Raw genomic sequence first — 26056 nt, forward strand, 5'->3', positions numbered from 1 at the left:
GGGCCATAGAATATAAAAGAGAGCACCGATTATCGACAGTATTCGCGCCGCCATGACAAAACCTTCCATGAAGGATGGGGAACGTGCTGACCGCGGTGAGTTTCGACGGTCACAACGCGCGGCGTGGTCACGAGGTGTGGTGGGCCGCTTCCTCGATGACGTACTGCACGGTGCCGGGGTGGGAGATCATCGACAGGTGGGAGGCGTTGATCTCGGTCACGGTGGAGCCGGCTCGCTTGGCCATGAACTCCTGCGCCGCCGCGGGCAGGGCGTGGTCGGTGGTTCCGATGACGTCCCAACTGGGAATGCCGCTCCAGGCCGGCGCGCCGGACGGTTCGCCGAGCGCGGAGGCCGCGATCGGGCGCTGGATGGCGGCGAGCTCGGCGGCCTGTGCGGCCGACAGGTCGTTGGCCAGGATGCTCCGGAACTGCGCCGGCTTGATGTAGGCGTCGACGACGCCGTCGGCCGACGGAACGAAGGTGAGCGCGTCCGGGGTGACCTGGCTGCCCGGGAACTGGGTGGTCAGCCCGTTCAGGGTGTCGCCCTGGGCGGGGATGTAGGCGTCGACGTAGACCAGTGCCTTTACGTTGGTGTTGCCGGCGGCGGCGTTGGTGATGACGAAACCGCCGTAGGAGTGTCCGACCAGGACGATCGGCCCGGGGACGGTCTTGAGGTAGCTGGCAAGGTAGGCGGAGTCGCTGGCCACACCGCGCAGCGGGTTCGGCGGCACGTCGACGGTGTAGCCGTCGCGTTGGAGCCGGCTGACGACACTGCTCCAGCTCGAACCGTCCGCCCACGCGCCGTGGACGAGCACGACCGTCGGCTTGGACCCGTGGCCGTATGCCTCGCTGGTGGCGGCGGACACGGCCGCGCCCGGGATGAGCCCGGCGGCGACGGCGATGGCCGCGCCCACCAGGGCGAATCGGACTCCGCGCGAGCGCGGTCGGCTTGCTGTACGCATGGGTTTTTCCCTTCGTGGGTGATGGAATGCGCCGCGGGAGCGGCGGACGGCATGGGGGTCAGAGCCCTTGATGCCGGAGCCAGGACAGGGTGAAGTCGGCGACGCCACGCCAGCCGTGGTCGAAGACCAGGGAGTGGCCCCGGTCGGGGAACGACTGGTAGTCGGTGGTGGCGCTCGATCCGGCGTAGAGCTTGTACGCGGCCTTGGCAACGACTTCGGGGACGGTGTGGTCCTTGCCGCCACCGATGACGAGCAGTGGTCCGCGGTCGTTGTTCTTGGTGTCCACCGCCGCCGGCGAGGACTTGCTGAAGTTGGCGGTGCTCGCCTCGAACAGTGGCTTGCCAGGGCCGGGGATGGCCCAGCGTTCGAACAGCTCGTCCGATTCGGACTGTGGGATGGCGTTGCCGAAGCTGTAGCGGAACTGCTTGCTGGTGAGCGAGACCGCCTTCTTCTTGTTGCTCGGCTTGGACAGCACTGGTAGGCCTGAACGGATCTGTGCGAACGGCACGGGCTTGACGCCCTTGATCTGGCCCGGGTCGATGGCGACCGCGGCTGACGCGTGTCCGCCGGCCAGCAGCTTCTGGGCGATCAGGCCGCCGAAGGAGTGGCCGATGACGATCGGCCTGGCGCCCAGGCCGCTGAGCACCTTTAGGTAGCTCGCGGTGATGTCGTCGATGCCCTTACCGGCGAGGGCGGCGGCGTTGGCACGGGTCTCGGCAACGGTGTCGGAGTCGCCGGGCCATCCCGGGGCGATCGGGTCGTAGCCGGCTTGTCGGTAGAGATCCACCCAGTTCTGCCACGAGTCCGAGTGGATCCACAGCCCGTGGATGAAGACGACCGGCGTCGATGCGGACATGTCCGAACCCTCCCATTGAGGTAGACTGACTAGTAACTCTACCTGGACCGTATCACGCTCCCGCGGACACGGGAATCCCCCACCGCGGACCGTGGCCGAGAGAGGATGCAAAGGTGGACGACATGACAGACCAGCGCTCCGAGCCGGCCGGCCCGACCACGAAGGGAATCAGGCGATGACGCCCACCCCGGCCGGGACCGGCACGCCGCCGATGCGGGAGCGGATCATCGAGGCCGCGGCGGAGCTGTTCTACACACAGGGCATCCGGGCGATCAGCGCCGAGAAGATCATCGCCAAGGTCGGCATCACCAAGGTGACCTTCTACCGCCACTTCCCGACCAAGGACGAGCTGATCGTGGCCTATCTCGAACGTCGCGCGCACTGGGAACGCACCGCGGTCGAGGCCGCCCGGCAGGCCACCGGGGGCCAGGTCTCGGAGGTGTTCCGCCTCATCGCCGAGGGGATCGGCGCGGAGAGCTGCTCGCCCGGGTTCCGCGGATGCCCGTTCATCAACGCCGCCGCCGAGTACGCCGATGCCGAGCACCCGGTCCGGCGGGTCGTGGACGCCCATCGACGGTGGTTCAAGGCAACCATCGAGGAGATGCTCGAGGAGATCGGCGTCACCGACGCCGCCAGCGCCGCCGACCAGTTGGTGATGCTGCGGGACGGCGCGATGGTCGCCGGCTATCTCGGCGACCCGCAGACCGTCGGCCGGTCGCTCTACAACGCCGGCCGCGCGGTGCTCGAGTTCCACCGCTGATCCGGTCGGTGCCGGCCCGACACCCTAGGTGGCCAGTTCGAGGACGCCGTCCACCCTGCGGGGCACGGGATGAGCCGGCGCGTCGCTGAGTTCATCCGGTAGGAACTCGGCGGGCGCATCCTGCCAGGTGACGGGGCGGAGGAAGCGGCGGATCGCTGTGGCGCCCACGGAGGTGAACACACTGTTCGTCGCCGGCCAGGGCCCGCCGTGGTGCTGCGCCCAGCTGACCGCGACACCGGTCGGATAGCCGTTGAACACGAGCCGACCGGCGGTACGTCGGAGCCCGTCGAGCCACGGCGGCGCGACCTCCGCCTTACCCAGGTGGACCGACGCCGTGAGCGAGGCCGGCAACCGACGGATCACGGCTGTGAGCTCCGTGGGCGTGGCGTAACGCACGATCACGGCGGCTGGACCGAAGTACTCGGCGAACGCCGCATCCGGGGCGTGGTCGGCGTCGGTGGTCACCAGCAACGGCGGCACCCGGAACCCGTCCCGCACTGGGCTACCCTCCGCCACCGTGGACACTCCCGGCCTGGCGCGGAGCTGCCGGGTGTCCTCGACATAGGATTTCTGGATCCGTTGGTTGAGCAGTGGCACCACTTCGGCGCCGTCGAGCGCCGCCGCGGCCGCCGCCACCAGGGCATCGCCGTCCTCGCCGGCGGGAACCAGGACGAGACCGGGTTTCGTGCACAGCTGGCCGGCCGATCCCGTCACGGAGTTGACGACTCCCGTGCCGATCTCGACCGCCCGTTCACTCGCCGCGTCCTCCGTGACGACGAGCGTGTTCACACTGGACAGTTCACCGTAGAACGGAATGGGGTCCTCGCGGCTGTTGATCGCGTCGAGCAGGGCACGACCGCCGCTCAGCGAACCGGTGAAGCCGACGGCCCGCACGGCCGGGTGCCGGACGAGGCGCTCCCCCGCCTCTCGGCCGAAGAGGATTCCGATCGTGCCGTCCGGCGCCCCCGCGTCGGAGACGGCGTCGCGCAGGATGTCGAAGACCAGCCTGGAGGTTCCCGGATGGGAGCCGTGAGCCTTGACCACGACCGGGTTCCCGGCGGCGAGCGCGGACACGGTGTCACCGCCGGGCACGGAAAAGGCGAGTGGGAAGTTGCTCGCGCCGAACACGGCGACCGGACCGAGCGGCACCAGCATGCGCCGCAGATCCGGGCGCAGGCCCATCGGGGTCTGTCCCGTGTGGTCGATGGTCGCCTCGACGTAGCTGCCCTCCTCGATCACGTCGGCGAAGAAGGCGAGTTGGTAGACGGTGCGGTCGAGCTCCCCTGCGAGCCGTTTCTGGCCGAGTGCGGTCTCGCCGTCGGCACGGGTCACGACCTCGTCCCGTCGCGCGTCCAGCGCTCGGGCGAGGCCGCGGAGCAGGTCGGCTCGGCCGGCGCGGCCGAGTGCTTCCAGCTTCGGAGCCGCCGCTGCGGCAGCGGCGACGACCCGCTCGATGTCGTCGCTGTCGCTCGCGGCTTCTCCGCCGGGCAGCTCGCGTCCGGTACGCGGGTCGTACGCCGCCGTCCAGGTGTGGATGGCAGTCACGGTTGTCCTCCGATTCAGCGGCGGGGCAGCGCGGCGACGACAGGAGTGTCGACACCCACCGGGCCGAGGTGTGAGGCGCCGCCAGGGGCGCCGAGCGCGGTGTCGCGCCCTGGCAAGGGCTCGTTGAAGAAGGCGGTGTTGTCCAGGATGTTCCAGGCCGCGTCGGTGCCGGCCAGCGTGCGGTCGGCAATCGCGGCAGCCGTGGGGCAGGCCTGCTCGCAGGCGCCGCAGTCGATGCACTCCACGGGGTTGATGTACATCTTGCGGTCGCCCTCGTAGATGCAGTCGACCGGGCATTCCTCGGTACAGGAGCGGTCGAGGATGTCGACGCACGCGTCGGTGATGACGTAGGCCATGAGCGTCCTCCCGATGTCAGGCCGAGCTGGTGGCCGGCTCGGCGGTGGCGGGCACGCCGTCGGTCGAGTGCCCGGGGAAGAGGGAAGCGCCGGGGTCCAACCAGGTCGCCGCGTGGTTGACCGCGGTCGCCGCCTCGCCGAATCCCACCGCGATCAGCGGGACCCGGCCGTCGTGGGTGCACACATCGCCGGCGGCGAAGACGCCGGGGCGGGTCGTGCGCATCGCCTGGTCGACCACGATCTTGTGGTCCCGCACCTCCAGTCCCCACCGCAGCAGCGGTCCCGGGCTGGCGACGAAGCCGAGGGCGGCGACGACATGGTCACAGTCGACTTCGGTGCGGACGTTCGAGACGGTGTCCCGGAGCACCGCGCGACGGACACGTGTGTCGCCACCGAGATGCTCTACCACGGTGTTGATCCGCACCGAGGCGGCGCCGGACAGCACTCGGTCCACCGTGTGCTGGTGCGCTCGGAAGCTCTCGCGCCGGTGGACCAGCGTCACCTCCGCGTTGTCCTGCAACGCGTCGGCCCAGTCGAACGCGGAGTCGCCCCCGCCCACCACCAGGATCCGCTTTCCGGCCAGCTCCAGGGGATCCCGGACGAAGTAGCTCAGCCCACGGCCCTGGAAAGCGTCGCCACAGGGCAGCTTTCGTGGCGTGAAGGTGCCGATGCCGCCGGTCACCACCACCGCGCCCGCGTCGAGGTCCGTGCCATCCGCCAGTCCCAGCCGGAACCGGCCGTCCAACAGGTCGTCGAGCTGTGTGACCTGTCGGCCGAGGAACATCCCGGGCGCGAACGGGCGCGCCTGCGCGAGCAGCTCTCGCACCAGCTCCCGGCCGCGGATCGCGCCGAAGCCGGCCACGTCGCGGATGAGCTTTTCCGGGTACAGCGCGGCGATCTGCCCGCCCGGCTCAGGCAGGGCGTCCACCAGCGCGACCGACAGTCCCCGCATGCCGGCGTAGAACGCGGCGAAGAGCCCGGCCGGTCCGGCGCCGATCACCGCGAGGTCGAAGCGCCTCATCGGGATTCCTCGTCGTAGATCGCGAAGATCTTGTTGGACACGAAGATGTTCGACGCGGCGAAGCTGGTCCAGCTCGGGGTGCGGCCCAGCTCGCGCATGGCTCCGACCAGCGCCCACCAGTTCAGCAGCTCCTGCTGGCCGGCCTTCTCCGCGTCCTCGAGGGTCGTGTTCTCCCACACGGAGTGGTCGCCGGCCACCAGCGCTTCGTACATCCGCACGTCGGCCGCGGAGTCGGGGAAGAGCCGGAAGGTAGAGTCGACCAGGAAGCTGTGCGACCAACTGGAGCTGGCGACCAACGCGACGCGGTAGGGGCTTTCCGCGCAGACCCGGGCGACGGCGGCACCGACGTCCATGATCCGCGCGGGTGTCGGCGACGGCGGGTCCAGCTCGCGTTCCACGCCCAGCGGACTGATGTTGCCCTGGAAGCTGATCACCTTGCGGCCGTAGCAGTTGATCGGGAACGCGACGACCGGGTAGTCGAATCCGCGGCGGTCGTAATCCAGGTACAGCACGGTGTTCAGGAAGGCGTGCGCGAAGCCGGGGTGGTGCAGCGGCCGGTAGGCGTAGGGCATGTCGATGCCGCGGCCGAGCAGTCGCTCGGTCAGGTGCAGGGCGAACGGCCGGTGCCCGCGGATCGTGCGCTCGGTGTCCTCGTCTTCACCCCAGATGTTCGGCTTGCCCTTCATGTTGGACGACGCGCCCGCATGCCGCCACGGGTGCACGACCGTGTCCTCGTAGGCCAGCACGGCGTAGGGCGGGACGATGTCCTCGCGGAAGTTCTCGTACTGGTCGTCGCCCCAGATCAGCACGACATCGGGTTGGAACTCGTCGAGCGCCTCCCGGGTGCGACGGAACCCCTCGCGCAACTGCTCCCGGTGCGCCTTGCCGGCCGCTATGCCCTCGTCGTCGCCCCATTCCCGGCGTGCGCGCTTGGGCCAGGAAGCCGGGTCGCGCAGTTCGGCCGGCAGCTTGGGATCGGCCAGGGCGCCACGGAAGACCCTGGTCAGGTTGTCGTCGGTGCCGCTCAGGGGCGGGTAGTGCGTAACTCCGAGTCCCAGCACCTCACCCATCACTGATCTCCTCGTCGTCGAGTGGTGACAGTTCGAGTCTCGGAAGCACGCGGCGGGGCGGCCATCACGTGGACCGCCCAGTGAACCGGTGACCCGCCGGGGCGCTGAGGGCGCGTCAGGATGAAACCGTGAGGCACAGCAAGCACAATCCAGACGAGGATGCGGCGGACCAGCTCGCCGACGAGCTGCACCGGGCCCGAGGCGAGCGCAGGCTGCTCGACGCCGACAGGACAGGCACGACGTTGTCCGTGGAAGACGCGTACACCGTCCAGGAGCGACTGACAAAGCTGCGGCTGGCGGAGGAACGCTGCCACGTCGGCTACAAGCTCGGCTACACCTCGGCGGTGATGCGTCAACAGATGGGCGTCCGCTCCCCCAACTACGGACCGCTGCTCGACGACATGGTGCTACGCGACGGAGCCCTGGCGGAGAACTTTCTGCAACCGCGGGTGGAGCCGGAGATCGGCGTCGTCCTCGCCCACGACGTGACCGGGACCGGTTGGCTGCTGCCCGAACTCGCCGACGCCGTCGAGACCGTCCACGCATCCTTGGAGGTCGTCGACTCGGTGTGGCACGGCTATCGGTTCACCGCCGAGCAGAACACCGCCGACGGCTCGTCCGCCGCGGGCGTGGTCCTCGGCCCACCGCTCGACGTGTCTCCCCTCGACTGCCACCGGGTCACGGTCGAACTGTCCGTGAATGACACCACTCTGGCGACCGCCACCTCGGCCGCCGCCGGCGGGCATCCGCTCAATAGCCTGGCCTGGCTGGTGGGTGCCCTCGCCGCGCGCGGGCAGTTCCTGCGCAAGGGCGAACTCGTGATCACCGGTGGTCTGACCGCCGCCACACCGCTGCGGCCCGGCGCGACCATCTCGGCTCGCTTCGGGCGCGATGTGACGGTCTCGGTCCGTAGGCCTGCTCATGCCACCGACGCCTCGGCTCCGGCGGCTTGAGCAGGCTGCGGGCTGCGCTGGAGATCAACGTAGCGACGGCGGGCCGAGCAGGCGGCTGATGCTCAGCGCGGCGGTCCGCACCGCCGCCGCCAGACGCTCGGGATGCAGGCGCTGGGCGGGGCCGGTAACCGACAGTCCCGCCACGGCGCGATGTCCGCCACGGCCGACGTAGCTCTCGACGATGATCGGCGCCGCGACGCAGGCGATTCCCTTGGTGCCTTCCTCGCGGTCGTAGGCCACGCCGCTGTCCCGGATGGTCTCCAGCTCACGCAGCAACCGCTTGCCGTCGGTGATGGTCGTGCTGGTTCGGGCCGGCATCGGCGCGGCGAGCACCAGTTCGATCGCCGACTCGTCCTCGAAGGCCAGGATGGCCTTGCCCAGCCCGGTGCAGTAGGCGGGCAGCCGCGAGCCCACCGAGGACGGCACCGGGACGCTGTGCCGTCCGGTGAGCTTCTCCACGTAGACGATCTCGGTCCCGTCCAGAACGCCGAGCTGCACCACCTCACCGGTCGCGGCCAGCAGGTCGGCCATGAAGGGCAGCGCGGTCGCTCGCAGCCGCCGCGAGGCCGGGACCTGCTGGCCGAGCTCGAACAGGTGCAGTCCGAGCCGGTAGCCGTATCCGCCGCGTTCCAGCATGCGGTGGGCGACCAGGTCGGCGGCGAGCCGGTGGACGGTGGCCTTTTTCAGCCCGGTCTGGCGGGCGAGTTCGCTGAGGCCCAGTTCCCCGGGTGCGGCCGCGACGGTGTCGAGGATGAGGAGCATCCGGTCGCCGACCGACCGGTGCTCCGCCGTCTCCTCAGCACTGATGCGCATCGTGGGAGGCTATCCGAGCAGGTCCCGCCAGCGCCTCCAGAAGGCTCGTTGCTGCACCTCGTCCGACGCCACGAACGGACCGCCCGCGGCCTCCTTCTGGATGCCGCGGGAGATGTCCGACCAGGGTGACTCCGCGGCGACGGCCAGACCTAGCTGGCACGACTCGCACGCTTCCATGTCGTCCGGGGTGGCGAGCCCGCCGGGGCCCTGGAACGTCACGTACGAGTCCAGTCGCCGGCCGCGCACCGAGTCCGGCTCACCCTTCGTGGCCAGTGTCCACTGCGCGATGACGGTGCGCCCGGCCGCGGTCGGCGTGATCGTGCGGATCACCACTCCCATGATGTCGTTGATGATCAGGTTGGGGAAGATGAGCAGGTTGCGGTCCGTGGTGGCGATGCGCCGGGCGCGCTCGGCGCCGAACCGCTCCTCCAGATCGGCTCGCTGCGCGGCGACGTAGTCGCGGTTCTCCTCGCCCAGCGCCGGCGTCCACCGGGCGACGGGGCGGGCCCACGGTCCTTCCACGGTGATCACCGCGTGCCCGTTGCCCAGATCCAGCGCCTCGGTCGCCTTGCGGGGGTCGAGGTAGGAGTCCTCGGTGGACTTCAGGTAGTCGAAGTAGGTCCGGTGCAACGGGATGAGGTGGTAGCCGTCGAGGCTGTTCTCCACGAACAGCTTCCAGTTCGCTTCCATCGAGTACTCGTGGACGCCGTCGACCACCTCCATCTCCGGCGACTGGTCGGCGACGAGGTCGAGATACTCACCGGCCCGGCCGAGATAGTCGGTCAGGGACACCGCGTCGGGGTCGAAGCAGCAGAACACGAAGCCGCGGTGCTCACCGACCCGGGGCGGCGTGTTCAGGCCGAACCGGGACCGGTCGAAGCCCTCCCCGTAGCCCTCGGCGTCGGGCAGGCCGGTCAGCGTGCCCTCGTTCGAATACGTCCACGCGTGGTAGAAGCACGACATCCCCCGGGCGTTGCCCTCGGGGACCCGGCACAACTGCGCGCCACGGTGCCGACAGGCATTGAGGAAGACCCGCACCTCGCCGTCGCTGCCGCGCCACATGACCAGCGGCCGGCCGGCGACCGTCCGGGCCCGGAAGTCCCCCGGGGCCGGCACCTCGGAGACATGCCCCACGTAGAGCCAGCACCGGTTGAAGATGGCCTTCTGTTCCTCGGCGAGGACGGTGTCGGAGACCAGTGCGGCCCGGTTGACCCGGAAGAAGCCGTCGGCGGGCCGGTCGTCCACCAACCGGCCCTGGCGGGTTTCGTACGTCGCCGGTGCGGCGAGTTCGGCAGTCATCGTGGTTCAGCTCCTTTGCTGAGTGTCCGGCCGAGCGCCGCGAGCAGCGCCGCGGGGTTGGTGCGGCGGACCGCGTCCGCCAGTCCGTCGGGCAGGGTCGGGTCGGTGAGGAACGCGACGGGATCGACCGGCATGAAGGGGTAGTCCGTGCCGAGCACGACACGGTCGGCGCCGACGGTGGTCACCAGGTGACTGAGCAGTCCGGTGTCGAACAGCAGGGGGTCGTACCAGAGTCGGCGTGCGGAGGCTGTGGCCGGTTCCGGCATCAGCTCGCGCAACTCCGGCGTGGTCTCCCGTAGGAAGTCGATCCGGGGCAGCTCTGTGATCAGCGAGCCGCCCCCGTGGCTGGCGAGCACCCGGAGCCCGGGGCGCCTGGCCAGCGCGCCGGTCGTGATCAGTCCGCCGACGGCTGCTCCGATGCTGAGGGGGAACAGGACGCCGTTGGCGGCCATGGGATGCGGATAGTGCGCCGCCGCCGGGCCGCCGACGGCGTGCACGAACAGCAGCAGTCCGAGGCGTTCGGCTTCGTCCAGGAAACCGGACCAGGCGGGTGCGTGCAGTGGCGCGATCGGCGGAGTGGCCGGCAGCTCCACACCGGACAGTCCCGCGCCGGCGACTTCCTCGAGCAGCGCGGTGGCGGCCTCCGGATCGGCCAGCGGGACGACACCGAGCCCCGTGAAGAAGCCGCCGTGGCGCGGCAGCTCGGCTGCGAGCCAGTCGTTGAACGCCCGAGCGAACGCGAGGCCCTGCCCGGGCGGCGCCCACGGGGCCAGCAGCTCGGGCATGGCCGACAGCAGCTGCCCGGCGTACCCGGCCGCGAGTGCCGTCTCTCGGCGGTGGTCGAGATCCCACGCCGCTCGCCGTACGCTGCGAAACACGTTGCCCGCGACCACCACGTCACCGGTCTCCGGTCCCCGGTGGAGCCGCGCCCAACGGGAGTCGGCCGTGGAGAGCTCCGCCAAGAACGGTGTCAAGGCGGGGACCACGTGCGTGTGCAGATCGAGCACAATGCCGCCTCCCAATCACAGGATGATGGACACGGTGCCGCCGGCCTCGACGATGCCGTGGACCAGGGTCGCCACACGCTGCCGGACCAGGAAGCTCTCCCCGGCCGGGACCAGCACGTGCCGGTATGTGCCGAGGAAGTGGTCGAGCTGGCCGAGCCTGGTGCGCACCACATGGAAGTTGGCGTGCACGAGGAGCTCGCCGTCGCCGCTTTCCACCCTGACGTTGGTGACCAACCGGAGGGTGCGCGAATGCGGGCTTTCGGCGTGCGCGTGCTTGCTCTTCAGACGCGTGACCCGACCTCTCAACCGGACGTGGTCGTCGTGGATCACCTGGAGGGTGCTTCGGGGGTCGAGGTGGTCCGAACCGGGTGCGGGCACCCGGTACTCCACATCGGGATGCATCAGGGCCAGCCAGTCGTCGAGCCGCCATGCGTCCAGTAGTGCGGCTTCGTGGTACAGGAACTGTTCCACTTGCTGCTGTAGGTCGGATGCCGTGCTGAACACGGCGACGGTGCCGGTCATCGGTCCTCCGGTATCAGGCTTCGACAGAGACGAGAACATCGGCCAGTTCGTCCGGCCGGGCCAGGAAAGGGCTGTGCGAGCCATCGATCCATGTGACCTCGGCGCCGAGACGCTCCCGTGCGGTTCGTTCGGCCCAGGCCCGGGACACCGCACGGTCGGCCCGGCAACCGATGTAGTGCAGGGGCACGTCGGGAAAGGCTTTCAGCGGCGTGGTTTCGGCGATCGGGGCCGATGACTGCGGGCGCAGGCTGCTCACGGCCGCCACCGCCGTCTCGTGTGGACAGTCGTGGTAGAACAACTCGGCCGCGACCGTCGGCGGCCAGGTCGACCTACCCAGTTCGTCGCGTCCCTGGTGCGGCAGGGCTTTGTCGTAGAACCACTCGGCCATGGGACGAGAGGTGGCGAGCTGGTCCCGCCAGGAGCGGTCCGGCTCCGGCAGCAGCGACGCCAGGAAGACCAGTGCCCCCACGGGAACCAGTTGTGGCACGAGCGGAATCGCCAGGCCGGCGAGGGAGTGACCGACGACGACGTCGGCGCCGGGTTCCCGGACCGCCGCCGCGATCACTTCCGCGTAGCGCTGCGCACCGGCCTGTGTGTCGTCGGACGGCAGGTGGACGGCGGAGGCGCTGTGCCCTCGCCGCTCCAGAGCGGCGATCTCGTCCGCCCAGCACCAGGCGCCGTGCCAGCCGCCGTGGACCAGGACGAAGTGCGTCATGAGGATCCGGCCTGTCGCTCGGCCAGCGTCTGGCCGCCGACGAGGACCTCCGTCGCCGGGACCTCCACGATCCACACCCGCACGGACGCCTCCGGCACGGAGATCGCCTCCGCCGCCGCCGAGGAGATGGCCCTGATGAGGGCGTCCTTCTGCGCCGCGGTCCGCCCGGCTCCGAGGTTCACCTGAATGAACGGCATGATTCCTCCTCCTACTCCGCTCCGAGAGTGACGCTGCCCAGCCCGTTGATCGTCGCGGTGACCGTGCCGCCCGGCCGGAGCGGCACGGGGGCGGTGAGCCCGCCGGAGAGCACGACCCAACCCGCCTCCAGCCGCTGCCGGCGCAGGCCCAACTGGTTGGCCATGAACGCGACCGCCGCCGCCGGATGCCCCATCACCGCCGCCCCGGCCGCCGACTCGACGACTTGTCCGTCTACTTCGAGCACACACCCGGTGAGCGTGAGATCCCGCGCCGGCGGGGTGAAATCGTCCCCCAGCGCGAAGACCGCGGACGACGCGTTGTCGGCGATCGCGTCCAGGTGCTTGAACGAGAAGCCTTCGTAGCGGCTGTCGATGACGTCGAGCGCGGGACAGACGCACCGGGTCGCGGCGAGCACGTCCGCCACCGTCACCCCAGGTCCTTCCAGGGCCTCGCCCAACACGAACGCGATCTCCGGCTCGACCCGGGGATGGATCAGCTCCTTGAGTCGCAGCCGGCTGCCTGACGGCCTCAGCATGCCGCCGGTGACCAGCCCGTAGAGGGGCTTGTCCACACCCATCGCGCGCTGCTTGGCCTTGCTGGTGAGGCCCAGCTTGCCACCGACCAGCCGCTCACCTCGGGCCAGACGCAGCCGAACGAGCTCGTTCTGCACCTGATAGGCGGTTTCGACGCTGTCCAGGCCGTCGCCGGTCAGCGGGCTCACCGGCGCGCAGCCGGTCGCGGCCTGGTCCAGCCGGTCCGCCCACGCGGTCACCTCACTCATGCCGCAGCCCCCTCGGTGACCTTCGCGGAGCGGAAGGAGACCCCGACGTGCCCGAGGTGCTCGAAGTCGGCCCGCACGGTGTCGCCGGGCTCCATGCCGACCGCGCGCGTGCAGGTGCCCGGCATGATCAGGTCGCCGGCGTTGAGCACACCACCGTGGCTCGCGATCGTGTTGGCGAGCCAGGCGACGGCCTGCGCCGGATTGCCGAGCACGGCGCCGCTCGCCCCGGTCTCCACGATCTCTCCGTTACGCCGCAACACCACACCGATGAGCCGGGGATCCAGATCGGACACCGGTGTCCGCGTGCCGCCGAGCACCACCTTTGCCGAGGAGGCGTTGTCCGCCACGGTGTCGACGATCCCGATCCGCCAGTCCTCGATCCGCGAGTCGATGATCTCCAACGCCGGCAGCACGAACGCGGTCGCCCCGAGCACGTCGGCCACCGTCACGCCCGGGCCACGCAGCGGCGCGTCGAGCACGAACGCCAACTCGGGCTCGACCCGCGGCGCGATGAGCTCGTCGACCGCGAGGGGTTCCCCTTCGGGATGGAACATCGACGCCAGCAGGTGCCCGAAGTCGGGTCGCTCGACGCCGAACTGCCGCTGCATCACGCGTGCGGTCAGCCCGACCTTGTGTCCGCGCACCCGATCGCCGGCGCCCGTTCGCAGCCGGACTCCCTCCAGCTGGATCCGGTAGGCGTCGTCGATGTCCGCGTCCGGATGCCGGCCGCTGATCGGCTGGATCGGCGCGGACCGCCGCTCCGCGTCCCACAGCTCGCCCGCGAGCCGGCGGATGTCCTCGTCACTGAGTGCCATGCGGTCAGACTCGGTGCTCCACTGAACACAGTCAGCACGACGGTCCGCGCAGTGGACCGCTCGGATTGCACACCGCCCAGTGGACCGACGCCTGGATCAGGCCGCGGCGGTGCCGGATAGTCCCGCACGAACCGAACCGTTCCGCAAGGGAGAGTGGGCAATGGCGACCAGTGCATCCCTGTTCATCGACGGCCGCTGGGCGGCTCCGTCCGGCGACGCGACGATCACCGTGCGTTCGGCACGGACCGGTCGGCCGCTCGGCTCGGCGGTCTCCGCGACACCCGACGACGTCGACCGGGCAGTGGCGGCCGCCCGCCGGGCCTTCGACAATCCGACCGGCTGGTCCGCGTGGGCGCCCGAGGAGCGCGCGGAGTGTCTCGACCGACTGGCCGACGCCCTGGAGAAGCGGGCCGAGCAGACGGTGCGGCTCGTGAGCGAGCAGAACGGCATGCCGATCTCGGTGTCCAGCCAGATCGAGGGAGGATTTCCCGGCGCCATGCTGCGGTACTACGCCGGCCTGGTCCGCGAGCAGCCGGTCGAGACCAGCCGGCCCGGGATGTTCGCCGGCACGACCCGGGTCCACCGCGAGCCGGCGGGCGTTGTCGCGGCGATCTCACCGTGGAACTTTCCCCAGACCCTGGCCGCCCAGAAGTACGCTCCGGCGCTCGCAGCGGGCTGCACCGTCGTGCTGAAACCCGCTCCGGAAACGGCGCTCGACGCCAAGGCGGTGGCCGAGTCGTCGCTGGAGGCCGGTCTTCCGCGCGGTGTGCTGAACGTGGTCTCAGCCGAGGCCGACACGAGCGCCTACCTCGTCGGCCATCCCGGCGTGGACATGGTGGCCTTCACCGGCTCCACCGCGATCGGAAAGCGGATCGCCCAGATCTGCGGTCCACTGGTACGGCCCGTGACCCTGGAGCTCGGCGGCCGCTCCGCCGCCGTCATCCTCGACGACGCCGACCTCGACCTGAGCCGCGCCGGCCAGGCGCTGTTCGGGGCGATGCTGATCAACAACGGCCAGACCTGTTTCCTCTCGACCCGCATCCTGGCCCCGCGCAGCCGCTATCGAGAGGTCATCGACACCATTGCCGCGTTCGCGGGTTCGCTCACCGTCGGCGACCCCCTGGACCCCGCCACCCAGATCGGCCCGCTCGTGACGGAACGGCATCGCGCGGAGGTAGAGGCCGCGGTGGCGAAGGGAATCGCGGACGGCGCCCGCCTGGTCGCTGGGGCCGGGCGTCCCCCGGAGCTGGATGAGGGGTGGTACTTCCAGCCGACCGTGCTCGCCGACGTCGACAACCGCTGGGACATCGCTCGTGACGATGTTTTCGGGCCGGTGCTCACGATCACCGAGTACGAGGACGAGGACCACGCCGTGGCGTTGGCCAACGACTCCGACTATGGCCTCGCCGGAACCGTCTGGACAGCATCACCCGACCGGGGTCTGTCCGTCGCCCGGCGAATCCGCACCGGCAGCGTCGGCGTGAACGGCTACCTGCCCGATCTCGGGGCGCCCTTCGGCGGCGTCAAGAACAGCGGGATCGGCCGCGAGCTGGGCCCGGACGGACTCGCGGCCTTCCAACGAACGAAGTCGATCTACCAGCTGTGAACCGCCGCCGGCCGCCCCCTTCCTGCGGACGGCCGGCCCGGTCCGGTGGCGGACCACAATGGACAGACCAGGCAGGCGGCCGTGAGCCGTCGTTGTCGTTCAGACGCCGCCGGCCCGGAATTCCGTGGGCGTCTGCTCGGTCCGGCCGGGGAACTCCGCGCCGTTCGCCGTGACCTCTCCGGAACGCGAGCATCTCCCACTTTTTCACCTGCGCGTACGTGCCGTCCGACCCGGGTCCGTCGATCACACCAGGTTCGGGTAGATCGCGCCGACACCGACCGAGAGCCCGGCCCTGATCTTCCGGGTGAGGTCGTCCGCGATGACCTCGTAGTCGTCAGCCGCGATGCCCTCCACCGTCAGCTTGGCGATGTCGGCCGGGTTCGCCTTGGGGGCGGTGACATGCGCGGCCATTTCGGTGTCGATGTAGCCGACATGCAGACCGCTGACCCGAATTCCGCGGGGCGCGAGCTCCAGCCGCAGTGCGTTGGTCAGCTGCCACTCCGCGCCCTTGGCCGCAGAGTAGGCGCCCGTGGAGGAATCAGCGGCGCACCACGACAGCACAGACAGCACGTTGAAGACGGCCCCACCGCCGCGCGCCTCGATCTGCGGCACGAACGCACGGATCACGTCAAGGGTGCCGAAATAGTGGGTGTTCATCTCCAGCTGGATCTTGGCCAGTTCGCCGGTAAGCAGCGGCGTGCTGGTGGAGATGCCGGCGTTGTTGATCAGCAGAGTGACATCGCCGGTCGCCTTGGCCGCGGCTGCGACGGAGGCCGGGTCGGTGATGTCCAGCGCGAGCGGGACCGCGCCGGGCAGGTCGACGCTGTCTGGGTTGCGCGCCGCGGCGTAGACCTTGGCGCCGCGGCTGAGCAGTTCGGCGGCGAGGGCACGGCCGAGGCCGCGGTTGGCACCGGTGACCAGGGCGGTGCTGGTCGCGATGTCCATGTCGGACCTCCAAGAAGACTGGATTGGTAAAACCTACCCAACCGTGCCTGAGTAGGTTATGTCAACTCAGATATCCTGTCCTTATGGCGACATCACGCACCGACCTGGCCAACTTGATCTGTTCGATCGCGCGCAGCCTGGAAGTGGTCGGTCCACGCTGGACCCTGTTGATCATGCGCGAGGCGCTGTCCGGCAAAACCCGCTTCGCGGAGTTTCGCGACGTGCTCGGCATCGCCCCGGATGTGCTGTCCGAGCGGCTGAACACGCTGGTCAAGCACGGCGTCTTGACCAAGCAGCCCTATCAGGAGCACGGCAGCCGGGCACGATTCGGCTATCACCCGACCCCGGCCGGACGCGAGCTGGTGACCGTGATCGGCGCGCTGCAGCAGTGGGGTGACATACACCTACCACGCAAGGAGGGGCCCTCCATGCAACGACGCAGCCGCCTCGACAACAGCCCGCTGCACGTCGGATTCATCAACGCGCACGGGAACGAAGTTGGCATCGATAATGTCGACTTCGTCAAGACCGCTGCGCATCCGCTGGGATCACCTCCTGCGCGCCCACCGGCCGATTGACCTGTTGTCCGGTTGCCGGCGTCACTATTTGGCTCGAGGTTCCGGCCAGTCGCCGGCAGGTTCTTGCCTCGACGGTCCAACAACATCGGGTGCCGAACCCGCCGGTTTAGGCATGTCGACGAATCAGCCTTCTTGAGCGTCCGGAGCGGGCTGCAGGATCGACACCACCGTGTCCGCGGGCGTCACGGCATGGCCGGCAGCGCAGCGTACCTCGGTCACGACCCGCTCGCCGCAGCCCGCATGGCTTAGCGCAACCATCTTCTCGGACTCACGCGGCAGTCGGTCCCCAAGGCGCGTGAGCGCCGCGATGATCGGGAAAACCTCCAGTCCGCGTTCTGTGACGGCGTACTCGTATCGGGTCCGTTGGCCCGGCACCTGATACGGCCGGCGTTCCAGCAGGCCGCTATCGACGAGCTGGCGCAGGCGCTGAGATGCGACCGCCGGGGTCACTCCGGCTCGGCGGGCGAGATCGTCAAACCGCGCTGCGCCGTAGAAGACCTCACGCAGCAACGTCATCGCCGAACGAGTGCCGATCAGGTCGAGCGCCCGCTCCATGGGGCACCAGTCCGCCGCCGTCCAGCTATCCCGATCGGACAGCGGTGGTGCCAGCCTGAAGAAGTCGTTCATCGTGCCTCCGGTCGCCTGGCTTCCTCCCAATATAGCCAGAGGTGCGGCGGCAACCAGCTTGCATCGATGCGCGACTGAGCACCGGTGCGGCGGCCGCGGTGATCGCCGCCAGCGTCGGGCCAGTCGTAAGGCGGCGAGCTCAAGCTGTCGGCGTGAGGGACGGCTCGACGGTCGGCAGCGGCCGTCCAGCTCACTCCTAGTACCGTAGTGTGCTAACTTCTGTTTGGTCAAGTCAGGGAGGGGTAGCTCACTTCCTGGCGAGATCCACCGCCTGCCCGTGGTACCCGTTGAACATGACAACCACCACCGTTATCGACGGCCTGCATTTCGCCGAGGCTCCCCGCTGGCGCGATGGACGCCTCTGGTTTTCCGACTTCTTCAGCGGTCAGGTGGCTTCGGTCCTGCCGTCCGGCGCCGACCTCCGCGTCGAGGCCTTGGTGCCTCAACAGCCGTCCGGGCTGGGATGGCTTCCGGACGGGCGGCTCTTGGTCGTCTCCATGCGCGACCGGAAGATCCTCCGCCGCGAGCCCGACGGCACACTGGCTGTCCACGCGGACCTGGGTCGGCATGCGACCGGCAACCTCAACGACATGGTGGTCGACCCGTCCGGGCGTGCCTATGTCGGCAACTTCGGCTTCGACATGACGGCCGGCGCGGACTTCGCCCCAACGTCGCTCCACCGAGTCGACCCGGACGGAACTGTGGTGGAGGTCGCATCCGACCTGCGGTTCCCCAACGGCAGTGTGATCACCCCGGACGGCGTGCTGCTGGTCAACGAGACCTTCGGCAACCGTGTGACCGCCTTCGACCTCACCCCGTCCGGGGACCTCGTCAACCGGCGCGTCTGGGCGTCTTTCGGGCCGTTGCCCTCGGGCCGCGATTTCGGCGAGCTCCTCACGCAGGTTGTCGTCGCCGCTGACGGGTCCTGCCTCGACTCCAAGGGCGGCCTCTGGGTCGCCGACGCCGGGGGCAACCGCCTGCTCCACCTGACCGACGGCGTCGTCATTGACGAGATCAGCCCGGGGACGGGGGTGTTCGCCTGCGTGCTGGGCGAAGGAACCTTGTTTGCTTGTGCTGCCCCGGATTTTCATGAGGTGCCCCGCAAGGCTGCCCGTGAGGGGCGCATCATTTCCATCAAGCTCGCCTGACACTTCCTGATGGATGTTCGGGCGCGGTGACCGCCACACTCGCGCCCGGCCTGCGCGGCGCGAAGGTGACTGGCTGCGGCGGCACTCGCGCAGGGCGCGTCCGCCGGTTCTTGGCAGCGGCGCCGTGCGAGTGGCCTGGCGGCTGTCAGGCCACCCGCACGCGTGCCGCGGCGGCTACCGTTTCGTCGGCCCGGCAAGCGTGTCCGCCACTTCCGGGGCGCGCCACTTGGTCAGATCCTTGAGCGTCACGGGTTCGTCGGCCGCACGTCCACATCCGACCTGACTTGTGTTAGACATACCCAGCTCGTATAGTGCTGGCTATGGATTTCCAAAGTCAGGACCGAGGGGTGACTTCGCGTCCCAAGCGCAACCCGCATGTGGTCCTTCTTGTCCTCTCTCTCGCAGCGTTCATGGCGAGCCTGGATGTGTTCATCGTCAACGTGGCATTCGAGGACATTGGTCGTGACTTCGGCGGCATGCGACTGTCCGACCTGTCGTGGATTCTGAACGCGTACACAATCATTTACGCGGCACTGTTGGTCCCTGCTGGATGGATTGCCGACCGGCTCGGCCGCAAGGTCGTATTCATAGTGGGCCTGGGGCTGTTCACCGCGGCCAGTGCCGCCTGTGCGGCAACGTACAGCGTCTGGTGGCTGGTGGCTTTCAGGGTTATCCAATCCATCGGCGCCGCCCTACTAACACCGTCAAGCCTCGGATTGGTCATCGAAACCGCCCCGGCGCAACATCGCGTCCGGTCGGTCCGCATCTGGGCGGCGAGTGGGGCTTTCGCGGCCGCGCTGGGTCCGGTCGTCGGCGGCCTGCTCGTCGAGGCGTCCTGGCGATGGGTGTTCCTGGTCAACGTTCCGGTCGGGGTGGCGGCGATCATCGCAACCGCGCTGATCGTGCCGCTGTCACGTAACGAATCCGCGAAGCGGCTGCCCGACGCGCTCGGGGCGATCCTGCTGATTGTCGCCGTCGGGGCGCTGACGCTGGGGCTCGTGCAGGGAGCCGACTGGGGCTGGACCGATCCACGGATCTACACCGCTTGGGTGATCACGCTTGTCGCGCTCAGTGGATTCCTGATCAGTTCGGCCCGCCATCCGGCACCGGTGATCAACCTAGCCCTGCTGAAGGTGCGCACATTCACCTGGTCAAACGTGACCGCCCTGCTGTTCTCGGTGCCCTTCGCCGCGTCTCTGTTATCCAACATCCTGTGGCTGCAGCAAGTCTGGCACTACTCGGCGATCAAAACCGGCTTCGCCGTCGCGCCTGGACCGGCGATGGTGCCGCTGTTCACTGTGATCGCCCACCGGTTCACTCGCCGAGTTCCGGTCGGCTACCTAGTTGCGGCGGGAAGTCTGATGTTTAGCATCGGTTGCTTCTACACCTCGCTGACCATCACCGCCGATCCGAACTACACTACGTCACTACTGCCGAACCTGCTGTTCGGTGGCGCCGGCGTTGGGCTCGCGCTACCCGCGATCCTATCGTCGGCGACCGTCGACCTGCCGCCGGCCGAATCGGCCACTGGAAGCGCCGTCGTCAATATGAGTCGCCAACTCGGCACCGTGCTGGGCATCAGTATCTTCGTCGCGATCGTCGGCAATCCGGCCACTTATGGTGCCGCGCTCTCCGTTTTTCAGCCCGCCTGGTGGACACTGGCGGCAGTTGGTGTGCTCGCTGCTGCAATGGCACCTGCGATGACCCCGAAGGTTCGCGGCGAAAGTAAATCCCACATTTCGACGACAACTAGCCGAGGTGCAATTTAGGCAAGTCCGAAGTGATTTCCATGTTCTTTCGCACGTTGTTGCCGAGTGCCCCTCGGCTACCTAGTAGCCGGTTCGACCACCTTCCCAACGAGGCCGATCACCGAGGGTTTTCACGCCAGGCCACCGAGCACAACTGGCATAGCCCGTTCAGTCCGACGATCACCATGAATCCCCCACGCCCAGCCACCCGAGCAGCAAAGGCAGAACGGCGATGGACGTCGCGAGGGCGGCGGCCACTAGTGGGCAGTTTGACGTAGCGACCTGGACAGCGCTTCCGAACTACGATGTCCACATCGGACGGATCTCATAAAATCCTGAACGGAACGACAAACAGGAAGGCTGGCCATGAGCTTGGAACAGGGAGAGCACGTCATCGACATCGGTGGCGTGCGGCAGGCTTTCGAGGTCACCGGCACGGGACCGGTGTGCGTGGTCCACTCCGGCGGGCCGAGCGTCCACTCAGAAGGAGGTTTGAGATCTTCAGGTAGCAATGCCGAAGTGACGGCGTCCTGGGCGGGTGGCTGGTGCGCGGCGGGCGAGGCGGCGGGTCATGGTCGAGATCGAGGCCCACCGGATGAAGGCCTCGGACGTGGCGGGATGGCGTTCGTAGTCTCGTGCCAGCCGCCGGTAGCTGGTCAGCCACGCCAGCGTGCGTTCCACCACCCACCTGCGCGGGATGACCGAGAACCCCCTCTGACCAGGTGGTTTGCGGACGATCTCGATGGTGGTGCGCAGCGTGGTACGGGCCCAGTCCACCAAGGCCCCGGCGAAGCCGGCGTCGGCGAACAGGTACCGGGTCCGGCGGCGGGTGATCGACAGCAGCGGGTGCTGGCGGTGGTGCAACTCCAGCAGCAGACGCTTGGCGCCGTCCCGGTCCTGCACCCACGCCGGCAGCACCACCACGGCCAACAACAGCCCGAGGGTGTCGGTGACGATGAACCGCTTGCGACCGTTGAGTTTCTTGCCCGCGTCATAGCCACGGGTGTCCGCGCCGACGGTGTCGGCGCCCTTGACGGTCTGGGAGTCCATCAGCCCGGCACTCGGGTCGGGATCGCGGCCGGCGTCGGTGCGGACCCGCGCCCGGAGGGCGTCGAGCAGGCGGAAGGTCAGGCGTTGCTGTTCCCACCGGGTGAAGTACCAGTACACGGTCTCCCAGGGCGGGAAGTCGACCGGCAGTTGCCGCCAGGAGCAGCCCGACCGGACCACGTACAAGATCGCGTCCACGATGTCCCGGCGCAGGTGCTTCTCCCGGCGTCCGCCTCGGGGATGCGCCGTCGGTGGCGGTAACAGGGGCTCCACCACTGCCCACTCGGCGTCGGTCAGGTCTGATGGATACCGCCGCCGGCGTGCCATCTGATCAACTTTGCCGAAGGTCAGTGGCACTTGGGAGCGGCCAGGATCTCAAACACCTTCTGACATGCGTACGCGTTCAGCGAACTAAACGTGGTGGAACAATCGAGTCCACCAAATAAGCCGCGGACTTCACGAGGTCGACATCATCGAGGTTGACCTCGTTTCCGTGTGCGTTGATGAACCCGACATGCAGCGGGCTGTTGTCGATACGGCTACGCCGTTGCATGGCGAGGCCGTCCTCACGTGGCAGATATATGTCACGTCACTGCTGCAGCGCGCTGATCACGATCAACAGTTCACGTCCGGCCGGGGTCACGTGGTAGCTGAACCGCGTCCGGCTGCGAGCTCCTGGTAGGGCTGCCTGGTCATCACACCGTGCTCGACCAGCGTGCTCAGCCGATCGGACAGCATGTCCGGCGCGATGCGGAGAGAATCCCGGGACTCGGCGAAGCGCGTCACGCCGGACAGTGCATCGCGCATGATCAGCAAGGTCTAGTGGCTTGTCACGCAACCTTGGTCGGGTAATGCGTCCAGGTCCGGATCGGTGAGTCAGCGGCGAACCCGGTCTTGGCCTGGGCGCGTGCGTTGCGCCAGCGGACGTAGGCGGCGATCGCCGCGTTCTGGTCGGCGTGGCTGCGGTGGTCGGTCCCGTTGAGGGCGAAGTAGCGCAGCGCGGCGAACTCGGCCTCGATCCAGTTCAACCACGACCCGTAGGTCGGCAGGAACACCAGCTCGACCTGGTTGGCGGCGCACCACGCACGGACCTTCGGGTGGCGGTGTGGGGAGAAGTTGTCCGCGATGACGTACAGCTTCTCCCCAGGCCAGCGGGCGCGCAGGGCCGTGAGCAGGTCGAGGAACTCGCGGTGGCGTTTATGGTCCCGGATCCGATAGAAGATCTTGCCGGTGGCCAGGTCCAGCGCGGCCAGCATGTGCTTCACGCCCTCGTAGCGGTTGTAGGTCGCGCGCTGCCGCAGCGGCTTCCGGCGCGGTCGCCACGCCTTTCCCTTGCGTGGCTGCAGGTTCAGTGGCCCGAACTCGTCGACGCACACCACCCGCCCGTCGACGGGTGGATGGTCGTAGAGGTCCAGGATCCGGTGCATCTTGGCGATGAAGTCCGGGTCCGCCGATGCCATCCACGTGGTCGTGGTCTGCCACGACACACCGCCGGCGCGCAGGATCCGCCGCAGGGTCTCCTTCGAGATGGCCACCACCGTGCCCCGGTCGAGCAGGTGCTCGCGCAGCTTCGCGAGCGACCAGGTCGCGAACGCGGTGATGCCCCAGTCGGCGGGGGGACGTCCGGGCGATCAGACAGATCCGCTGGCGGATCTGCTCACCGATCGTCTTCGGGCGTCCCCCGTTCCATTTTGGACACCGTTGGCGAATGCGGACGGCACTACCGCATCCTAGATGATCACGTTCATCACGGAGGACATGATGGTCAGTGGAGGTCGGGGTGTCGTTGCGTCCGCGCAGCTGGGACGTGATTCCAGATGAAACGGCTCGCGTTGCCCGGATGGTGTTCCCCGAGGGGTGTCTGGCGATGCGAGCGCGGGACGTGTTGGGATCGGTCTTCGCCGATACCGACTTCACCGACGCGTTCCCGCGCCGCGATCAGCCAGGCCTCTCGCCAGCGCTGTTGGCGCTGGTGTCGGTGCTGCAGTTCGCCGAGGGTCTGTCCGATCGCCAGGCCGCCCATGCGGTCCGGGCCCGGATCGACTGGAAATACGCCCTGGGCCTGGAGTTAGCTGACCAGGGCTTCGACTACTCGGTGCTCAGCGAGTTCCGCGCCCGCTTGATTGCCGGCGGGATGCAGCAGCGGGTGCTGGACGCCGTGGTCGACGCCGCTGCCCGGGCAGGGCTGCTGTCTGCCGGCGGCCGCCAGCGCACCGACTCGACCCACGTGCTTGCGGTGGTGCGGGACCTCAACCGGCTGCAATTCGTCACCGAGACGCTGCGCTCGGCGTTGAACGCGCTCGCCGCTGCCGCACCGCACTGGCTGGCTAGCTTGGCCGAACCGGAGTGGTTCGACCGCTACAGCGCCCGCTCGGAAGACACCCGGTTTCCCAGCCGATGGGCAGCCCGCACGGCCCACGCCGACCAGGTCGGCACCGACGGCATGGTGGTGCTATCGGCGGTCGCCGCGCCCACAGCTCCTGTGTGGTTGCGGGAGCTTGCGGCGGTGGAGTTGCTGCGCCAAGTCTGGGTGCAGCAGTATCACGTCGTCGACGGACAGATTCGTTGGCGGGACAAGAAAGACCTGCCACCAGCGGGGATCCGCTACTGCTCGCCGTATGACCCGCAGGCCCGAACCGGCACCAAACGCGCCGCCTCGTGGAACGGCTACAAGATCCATCTCACCGAGACCTGCGAGCCTGACGCCCCACACCTGATCACCCACGTGACCACCACGCCCGCCCCGGTCCCGGACATGGCCGTCACCGAGGCGATCCACACCAGGCTGGCCGAACGGGAGCTGTTGCCGCAGGTGCATCTGGTCGACGCCGGCTACATCGACGCCGAACACCTGGTCACCGCGCGGGAGAAGTACGACATCGAACTGCTGGGACCGGCCAAGCCCGACAGCGCCTGGCAGGTCGGCGTCGAGAATGGATTCACCCTGGACCAGTTCAGCGTCGACTGGGACAGCCAACGGGTGACCTGCCCGACTGGCAAGACCGCGACATCGTGGAACGCCGACCAGTCCCAGGACGGTGTTCCCGTTGTCCGGGTGCGGTTTCCGGTCTCGGCTTGCCGACCCTGTCCGGTCCGTGACCGATGCACCCGCTCCAGTGCCGGCCGTCGGCTGACCTTGCGGCATCGCGCTCAACACGATGTGCTGCAACAGGCGCGCACTATGCAGCAGACCGAGCAGTGGCAGCAGCGCTACCAGCACCGCGCTGGCGTCGAAGGCACGGTCGCCCAAGCCGTCCGCAGCTTCGGCCTGCGGCGCTCCCGCTATCACGGCCTGGCCAAGACTGGTTTGCAGCACCTGCTGACCGCGGCCGGGATCAACCTGCACCGACTCAACGCGTGGTGGCAGGACATCCCGTTCGCTGCTACCCGAACATCACACTTCGCCGCCCTGCGCCCCACCGGCTGACGTCGGCAGACTCGAGTTCGCCAACGGTGTCCATTTTGGGTCCAGCGCGTCGAACCCCCGCTCGTTGAACGCGTGGATCACATCGCGCACGTAGTCAGGGCTGACCTGCAGCAACGAGGTGATGTCCCGGACGGCCTGGCCCTGACCGGACATCAACACCACGATCGCCCGCCGCATCTTCACCGGGTCCTTCGCGGTCCGGGTCACCCGCTGCAGCTTGCGGCCTTCCTCCATCGACAGTGCCCGGACGAACACCTCGGGTCGACGAGCCACAACCACCTCCCACAGTCGGCCTGCGGGACCAGCCTCGCCTACCGGCGGCGAAGATCAATTACTGGGTCGAGGTTCCGAGTCGAGCCACTAGCGCGCACCGACCACTTCCAGGCTGCGCGCGACCGAGCAGATCAGACCGGCCTGGCCGGGGCGTGATGTCGCCACACGGTAGCTGAGTTGACAAACCCTATCCAGATTGAGCTAGATTTGTGTACCAAACTCAGCCCTCTCTGGAGGTCCCCATGGACATCACAACCAGCATTGCCCTATTCACCGGCGCCAACCGCGGCCTCGGCCGCCACCTCGCCGCGGTCAAGTGACGCTCGGCGCAATCTCCGGCGACCGCACCAGGCGGCTGGCTAGCAACTGTCGAAGCGCCAGCGGAAACCGGCAACCCCGAAAGGAAGGCCCCTCATGCCCCTGACCGGCGACTACGAGCCCGTCATGTCCGACCACTGGGCACATAAGCAGGTAAGGGAGTTCGTGGCGAGTGGCGGCACCGAGGCGACCGAGCTCCGCGGCCGGCCGATCATTGTCCTCACGTCGGTCGGAGCCAAGACCGGCAAGCTGCGCAAGTCCGCGTTGATGCGGGTCGAGCACGACGGGGAGTACGCGGTCCTCGGATCGATGGGCGGTGCGCCCAAGCACCCCGTCTGGGTCCACAACCTGCGCAAGCAACCGCACGTCGAGCTGCAGGACGGCGTCGAGCAGCACGACTACACCGCGCGGGAGACCGAGGGTGACGAGCGCGAGCTGTGGTGGAAGCGGGCGGTCGAGACGTGGCCCGACTATGACGTGTACAAGACCCTGACCGATCGGGTCATCCCGGTGTTCGTGCTCTCCCGGCGCGACGGATAGGCACCACCGGCGGCGTGCCGGTCTGCGGGTCGGCGATGACCTCTCGCAGGCGAGCCCGTAGACCTCGGCGACGAGGTCGGCAGTGACGATCGAGGGCTCGCCTGCGCGGACCACCTCGCCGGCCTTC

The 26056-nt window shown here is 68.6% G+C and carries 28 protein-coding genes; 8 read left to right on the forward strand and 20 right to left on the reverse strand.

What is annotated here, in order from left to right; translation table 11 throughout:
* Positions 1 to 127: 127 nt before the first annotated feature.
* Complete coding sequence (locus JJ691_RS51080) at positions 128 to 961, reverse strand: alpha/beta fold hydrolase (RefSeq protein WP_249227575.1); 834 nt, start codon at positions 959 to 961, stop codon at positions 128 to 130.
* 58 nt (positions 962 to 1019) lie between these two features.
* Positions 1020 to 1817, reverse strand: coding sequence for an alpha/beta hydrolase (locus JJ691_RS51085; protein WP_211766550.1), 798 nt, complete (start codon positions 1815 to 1817; stop codon positions 1020 to 1022).
* Positions 1818 to 1992: 175 nt separating this feature from the next.
* Between JJ691_RS51085 and JJ691_RS51090 the strand changes: the two genes are divergently transcribed.
* A complete protein-coding gene (locus tag JJ691_RS51090) occupies positions 1993 to 2577 on the forward strand; it encodes a TetR/AcrR family transcriptional regulator (protein ID WP_211766551.1) in 585 nt (194 codons plus the stop codon).
* Positions 2578 to 2601: 24 nt separating this feature from the next.
* Here the strand turns inward: JJ691_RS51090 and JJ691_RS51095 are convergent, their stop codons facing one another.
* From JJ691_RS51095 to JJ691_RS51110, 4 genes are read right to left on the reverse strand one after another with little or no spacing between them, the layout of a single operon-like run.
* Positions 2602 to 4122: an aldehyde dehydrogenase (NADP(+)) gene (locus JJ691_RS51095; protein ID WP_249227576.1), complete on the reverse strand. Its 1521-nt coding sequence runs from the start codon at positions 4120 to 4122 to the stop codon at positions 2602 to 2604.
* Between the two features lie 14 nt (positions 4123 to 4136).
* Entirely contained in the window at positions 4137 to 4478 is a 342-nt protein-coding gene (fdxA, locus tag JJ691_RS51100; RefSeq protein ID WP_211766552.1) for a ferredoxin, read from the reverse strand.
* 16 nt (positions 4479 to 4494) lie between these two features.
* Positions 4495 to 5499 (reverse strand): NAD(P)/FAD-dependent oxidoreductase, encoded by a 1005-nt coding sequence (locus JJ691_RS51105; RefSeq protein WP_211766553.1) that lies wholly within the window; start codon positions 5497 to 5499, stop codon positions 4495 to 4497.
* On the reverse strand, positions 5496 to 6569 hold the full coding sequence (locus JJ691_RS51110; protein ID WP_211766554.1) for an extradiol ring-cleavage dioxygenase: 1074 nt from the start codon (positions 6567 to 6569) through the stop codon (positions 5496 to 5498). The genes JJ691_RS51105 and JJ691_RS51110 overlap by 4 nt, the downstream gene beginning before the upstream one ends.
* A 128-nt stretch (positions 6570 to 6697) precedes the next feature.
* Between JJ691_RS51110 and JJ691_RS51115 the strand changes: the two genes are divergently transcribed.
* Positions 6698 to 7522, forward strand: a complete 825-nt coding sequence (locus tag JJ691_RS51115; RefSeq protein WP_211766555.1) for a 2-keto-4-pentenoate hydratase — start codon at positions 6698 to 6700, stop codon at positions 7520 to 7522.
* Positions 7523 to 7546: 24 nt separating this feature from the next.
* Here the strand turns inward: JJ691_RS51115 and JJ691_RS51120 are convergent, their stop codons facing one another.
* The 8 genes from JJ691_RS51120 to JJ691_RS51155 are packed head-to-tail and all read right to left on the reverse strand — an operon-like array spanning position 7547 to position 13672.
* The gene (locus JJ691_RS51120; RefSeq protein WP_249227577.1) at positions 7547 to 8335 is read right to left on the reverse strand and encodes an IclR family transcriptional regulator; all 789 of its coding nucleotides are present in this window, start codon (positions 8333 to 8335) and stop codon (positions 7547 to 7549) included.
* 9 nt (positions 8336 to 8344) lie between these two features.
* Positions 8345 to 9634 carry an aromatic ring-hydroxylating oxygenase subunit alpha gene (locus JJ691_RS51125; protein ID WP_211766556.1) on the reverse strand — a complete coding sequence of 430 codons (1290 nt, stop codon included), beginning with the start codon at positions 9632 to 9634 and terminating at the stop codon, positions 8345 to 8347.
* Entirely contained in the window at positions 9631 to 10608 is a 978-nt protein-coding gene (locus tag JJ691_RS51130) for an amidohydrolase family protein (RefSeq protein WP_211766557.1), read from the reverse strand. Before JJ691_RS51130 ends, JJ691_RS51125 begins: the two co-directional genes overlap by 4 nt.
* A 48-nt stretch (positions 10609 to 10656) precedes the next feature.
* Entirely contained in the window at positions 10657 to 11163 is a 507-nt protein-coding gene (locus JJ691_RS51135; RefSeq protein WP_211766558.1) for an aromatic-ring-hydroxylating dioxygenase subunit beta, read from the reverse strand.
* Between the two features lie 13 nt (positions 11164 to 11176).
* The gene (locus JJ691_RS51140; RefSeq protein WP_211766559.1) at positions 11177 to 11878 is read right to left on the reverse strand and encodes an alpha/beta hydrolase; all 702 of its coding nucleotides are present in this window, start codon (positions 11876 to 11878) and stop codon (positions 11177 to 11179) included.
* On the reverse strand, positions 11875 to 12075 hold the full coding sequence (locus tag JJ691_RS51145; RefSeq protein ID WP_211766560.1) for a tautomerase family protein: 201 nt from the start codon (positions 12073 to 12075) through the stop codon (positions 11875 to 11877). The genes JJ691_RS51140 and JJ691_RS51145 overlap by 4 nt, the downstream gene beginning before the upstream one ends.
* Positions 12076 to 12086: 11 nt before the next feature.
* Positions 12087 to 12857 (reverse strand): 2-keto-4-pentenoate hydratase, encoded by a 771-nt coding sequence (locus JJ691_RS51150; RefSeq protein WP_211766561.1) that lies wholly within the window; start codon positions 12855 to 12857, stop codon positions 12087 to 12089.
* Positions 12854 to 13672, reverse strand: a complete 819-nt coding sequence (locus tag JJ691_RS51155) for a 2-keto-4-pentenoate hydratase (RefSeq protein WP_211766562.1) — start codon at positions 13670 to 13672, stop codon at positions 12854 to 12856. Before JJ691_RS51155 ends, JJ691_RS51150 begins: the two co-directional genes overlap by 4 nt.
* 160 nt (positions 13673 to 13832) lie before the next feature.
* Between JJ691_RS51155 and JJ691_RS51160 the strand changes: the two genes are divergently transcribed.
* Positions 13833 to 15278: an aldehyde dehydrogenase gene (locus JJ691_RS51160; RefSeq protein ID WP_211766563.1), complete on the forward strand. Its 1446-nt coding sequence runs from the start codon at positions 13833 to 13835 to the stop codon at positions 15276 to 15278.
* Positions 15279 to 15521: 243 nt separating this feature from the next.
* On the opposite strand, the gene JJ691_RS51165 is transcribed toward JJ691_RS51160, so the two are convergent.
* The gene (locus JJ691_RS51165; RefSeq protein ID WP_211766564.1) at positions 15522 to 16223 is read right to left on the reverse strand and encodes an SDR family oxidoreductase; all 702 of its coding nucleotides are present in this window, start codon (positions 16221 to 16223) and stop codon (positions 15522 to 15524) included.
* Positions 16224 to 16306: 83 nt separating this feature from the next.
* Between JJ691_RS51165 and JJ691_RS51170 the strand changes: the two genes are divergently transcribed.
* Positions 16307 to 16801 (forward strand): winged helix-turn-helix transcriptional regulator, encoded by a 495-nt coding sequence (locus JJ691_RS51170; RefSeq protein ID WP_211766565.1) that lies wholly within the window; start codon positions 16307 to 16309, stop codon positions 16799 to 16801.
* A 123-nt stretch (positions 16802 to 16924) separates the two neighbouring features.
* Here JJ691_RS51170 and JJ691_RS51175 read toward each other — a convergent pair whose 3' ends face one another.
* Positions 16925 to 17428 (reverse strand): winged helix-turn-helix transcriptional regulator, encoded by a 504-nt coding sequence (locus tag JJ691_RS51175; RefSeq protein ID WP_211766566.1) that lies wholly within the window; start codon positions 17426 to 17428, stop codon positions 16925 to 16927.
* 293 nt (positions 17429 to 17721) lie between these two features.
* On the opposite strand from JJ691_RS51175, the gene JJ691_RS51180 reads away from it, so the two are divergent.
* Both JJ691_RS51180 and JJ691_RS51185 read left to right on the forward strand, forming a co-directional pair.
* On the forward strand, positions 17722 to 18576 hold the full coding sequence (locus JJ691_RS51180) for an SMP-30/gluconolactonase/LRE family protein (RefSeq protein ID WP_211766567.1): 855 nt from the start codon (positions 17722 to 17724) through the stop codon (positions 18574 to 18576).
* A gap of 320 nt (positions 18577 to 18896) precedes the next feature.
* Complete coding sequence (locus JJ691_RS51185) at positions 18897 to 20345, forward strand: DHA2 family efflux MFS transporter permease subunit (RefSeq protein ID WP_211766568.1); 1449 nt, start codon at positions 18897 to 18899, stop codon at positions 20343 to 20345.
* A gap of 480 nt (positions 20346 to 20825) precedes the next feature.
* On the opposite strand, the gene JJ691_RS51190 is transcribed toward JJ691_RS51185, so the two are convergent.
* The 3 genes from JJ691_RS51190 to JJ691_RS51200 all read right to left on the reverse strand — a co-directional run bounded on the left by JJ691_RS51190 (position 20826) and on the right by JJ691_RS51200 (position 22972).
* The gene (locus JJ691_RS51190; protein ID WP_211766569.1) at positions 20826 to 21698 is read right to left on the reverse strand and encodes an IS5 family transposase; all 873 of its coding nucleotides are present in this window, start codon (positions 21696 to 21698) and stop codon (positions 20826 to 20828) included.
* A 312-nt stretch (positions 21699 to 22010) separates the two neighbouring features.
* The gene (locus JJ691_RS51195; RefSeq protein ID WP_211766570.1) at positions 22011 to 22178 is read right to left on the reverse strand and encodes a winged helix-turn-helix transcriptional regulator; all 168 of its coding nucleotides are present in this window, start codon (positions 22176 to 22178) and stop codon (positions 22011 to 22013) included.
* 23 nt (positions 22179 to 22201) lie between these two features.
* The gene (locus tag JJ691_RS51200; protein ID WP_306291388.1) at positions 22202 to 22972 is read right to left on the reverse strand and encodes an IS630 family transposase; all 771 of its coding nucleotides are present in this window, start codon (positions 22970 to 22972) and stop codon (positions 22202 to 22204) included.
* Positions 22973 to 23151: 179 nt separating this feature from the next.
* Here JJ691_RS51200 and JJ691_RS51205 point away from each other — a divergent pair, with 179 nt between their 5' ends.
* Positions 23152 to 24798, forward strand: coding sequence for an IS1182 family transposase (locus JJ691_RS51205; protein ID WP_211766571.1), 1647 nt, complete (start codon positions 23152 to 23154; stop codon positions 24796 to 24798).
* Here the strand turns inward: JJ691_RS51205 and JJ691_RS51210 are convergent.
* The gene (locus tag JJ691_RS51210) at positions 24766 to 25071 is read right to left on the reverse strand and encodes a helix-turn-helix domain-containing protein (RefSeq protein ID WP_249227578.1); all 306 of its coding nucleotides are present in this window, start codon (positions 25069 to 25071) and stop codon (positions 24766 to 24768) included. The genes JJ691_RS51205 and JJ691_RS51210 overlap by 33 nt on opposite strands.
* A gap of 414 nt (positions 25072 to 25485) precedes the next feature.
* On the opposite strand from JJ691_RS51210, the gene JJ691_RS51215 reads away from it, so the two are divergent.
* Entirely contained in the window at positions 25486 to 25929 is a 444-nt protein-coding gene (locus tag JJ691_RS51215) for a nitroreductase family deazaflavin-dependent oxidoreductase (protein ID WP_211766572.1), read from the forward strand.
* Positions 25930 to 26056: the final 127 nt, after the last annotated feature.

This window comes from Kutzneria sp. CA-103260 (genome assembly GCF_018263855.1).
Lineage (GTDB): Bacteria > Actinomycetota > Actinomycetes > Mycobacteriales > Pseudonocardiaceae > Kutzneria.

Bases quoted from the DNA above. Each gene is read 5' to 3' on its own strand.
- JJ691_RS51080 (WP_249227575.1), bottom strand. From the start codon at position 961: ATGCGTACAGCAAGCCGACCGCGCTCGCGCGGAGTCCGATTCGCCCTG.
- fdxA (WP_211766552.1), bottom strand. From the start codon at position 4,478: ATGGCCTACGTCATCACCGACGCGTGCGTCGACATCCTCGACCGCTCC.
- JJ691_RS51195 (WP_211766570.1), bottom strand. From the start codon at position 22,178: ATGCGCGATGCACTGTCCGGCGTGACGCGCTTCGCCGAGTCCCGGGAT.
- JJ691_RS51150 (WP_211766561.1), bottom strand. From the start codon at position 12,857: ATGAGTGAGGTGACCGCGTGGGCGGACCGGCTGGACCAGGCCGCGACC.
- JJ691_RS51185 (WP_211766568.1), top strand. From the start codon at position 18,897: ATGGATTTCCAAAGTCAGGACCGAGGGGTGACTTCGCGTCCCAAGCGC.
- JJ691_RS51135 (WP_211766558.1), bottom strand. From the start codon at position 11,163: ATGACCGGCACCGTCGCCGTGTTCAGCACGGCATCCGACCTACAGCAG.
- JJ691_RS51090 (WP_211766551.1), top strand. From the start codon at position 1,993: ATGACGCCCACCCCGGCCGGGACCGGCACGCCGCCGATGCGGGAGCGG.
- JJ691_RS51160 (WP_211766563.1), top strand. From the start codon at position 13,833: ATGGCGACCAGTGCATCCCTGTTCATCGACGGCCGCTGGGCGGCTCCG.
- JJ691_RS51110 (WP_211766554.1), bottom strand. From the start codon at position 6,569: ATGGGTGAGGTGCTGGGACTCGGAGTTACGCACTACCCGCCCCTGAGC.
- JJ691_RS51180 (WP_211766567.1), top strand. From the start codon at position 17,722: ATGACAACCACCACCGTTATCGACGGCCTGCATTTCGCCGAGGCTCCC.
- JJ691_RS51155 (WP_211766562.1), bottom strand. From the start codon at position 13,672: ATGGCACTCAGTGACGAGGACATCCGCCGGCTCGCGGGCGAGCTGTGG.
- JJ691_RS51145 (WP_211766560.1), bottom strand. From the start codon at position 12,075: ATGCCGTTCATTCAGGTGAACCTCGGAGCCGGGCGGACCGCGGCGCAG.
- JJ691_RS51105 (WP_211766553.1), bottom strand. From the start codon at position 5,499: ATGAGGCGCTTCGACCTCGCGGTGATCGGCGCCGGACCGGCCGGGCTC.
- JJ691_RS51215 (WP_211766572.1), top strand. From the start codon at position 25,486: ATGCCCCTGACCGGCGACTACGAGCCCGTCATGTCCGACCACTGGGCA.
- JJ691_RS51140 (WP_211766559.1), bottom strand. From the start codon at position 11,878: ATGACGCACTTCGTCCTGGTCCACGGCGGCTGGCACGGCGCCTGGTGC.
- JJ691_RS51120 (WP_249227577.1), bottom strand. From the start codon at position 8,335: ATGCGCATCAGTGCTGAGGAGACGGCGGAGCACCGGTCGGTCGGCGAC.
- JJ691_RS51125 (WP_211766556.1), bottom strand. From the start codon at position 9,634: ATGACTGCCGAACTCGCCGCACCGGCGACGTACGAAACCCGCCAGGGC.
- JJ691_RS51175 (WP_211766566.1), bottom strand. From the start codon at position 17,428: ATGAACGACTTCTTCAGGCTGGCACCACCGCTGTCCGATCGGGATAGC.
- JJ691_RS51190 (WP_211766569.1), bottom strand. From the start codon at position 21,698: ATGGCACGCCGGCGGCGGTATCCATCAGACCTGACCGACGCCGAGTGG.
- JJ691_RS51170 (WP_211766565.1), top strand. From the start codon at position 16,307: ATGGCGACATCACGCACCGACCTGGCCAACTTGATCTGTTCGATCGCG.
- JJ691_RS51085 (WP_211766550.1), bottom strand. From the start codon at position 1,817: ATGTCCGCATCGACGCCGGTCGTCTTCATCCACGGGCTGTGGATCCAC.
- JJ691_RS51165 (WP_211766564.1), bottom strand. From the start codon at position 16,223: ATGGACATCGCGACCAGCACCGCCCTGGTCACCGGTGCCAACCGCGGC.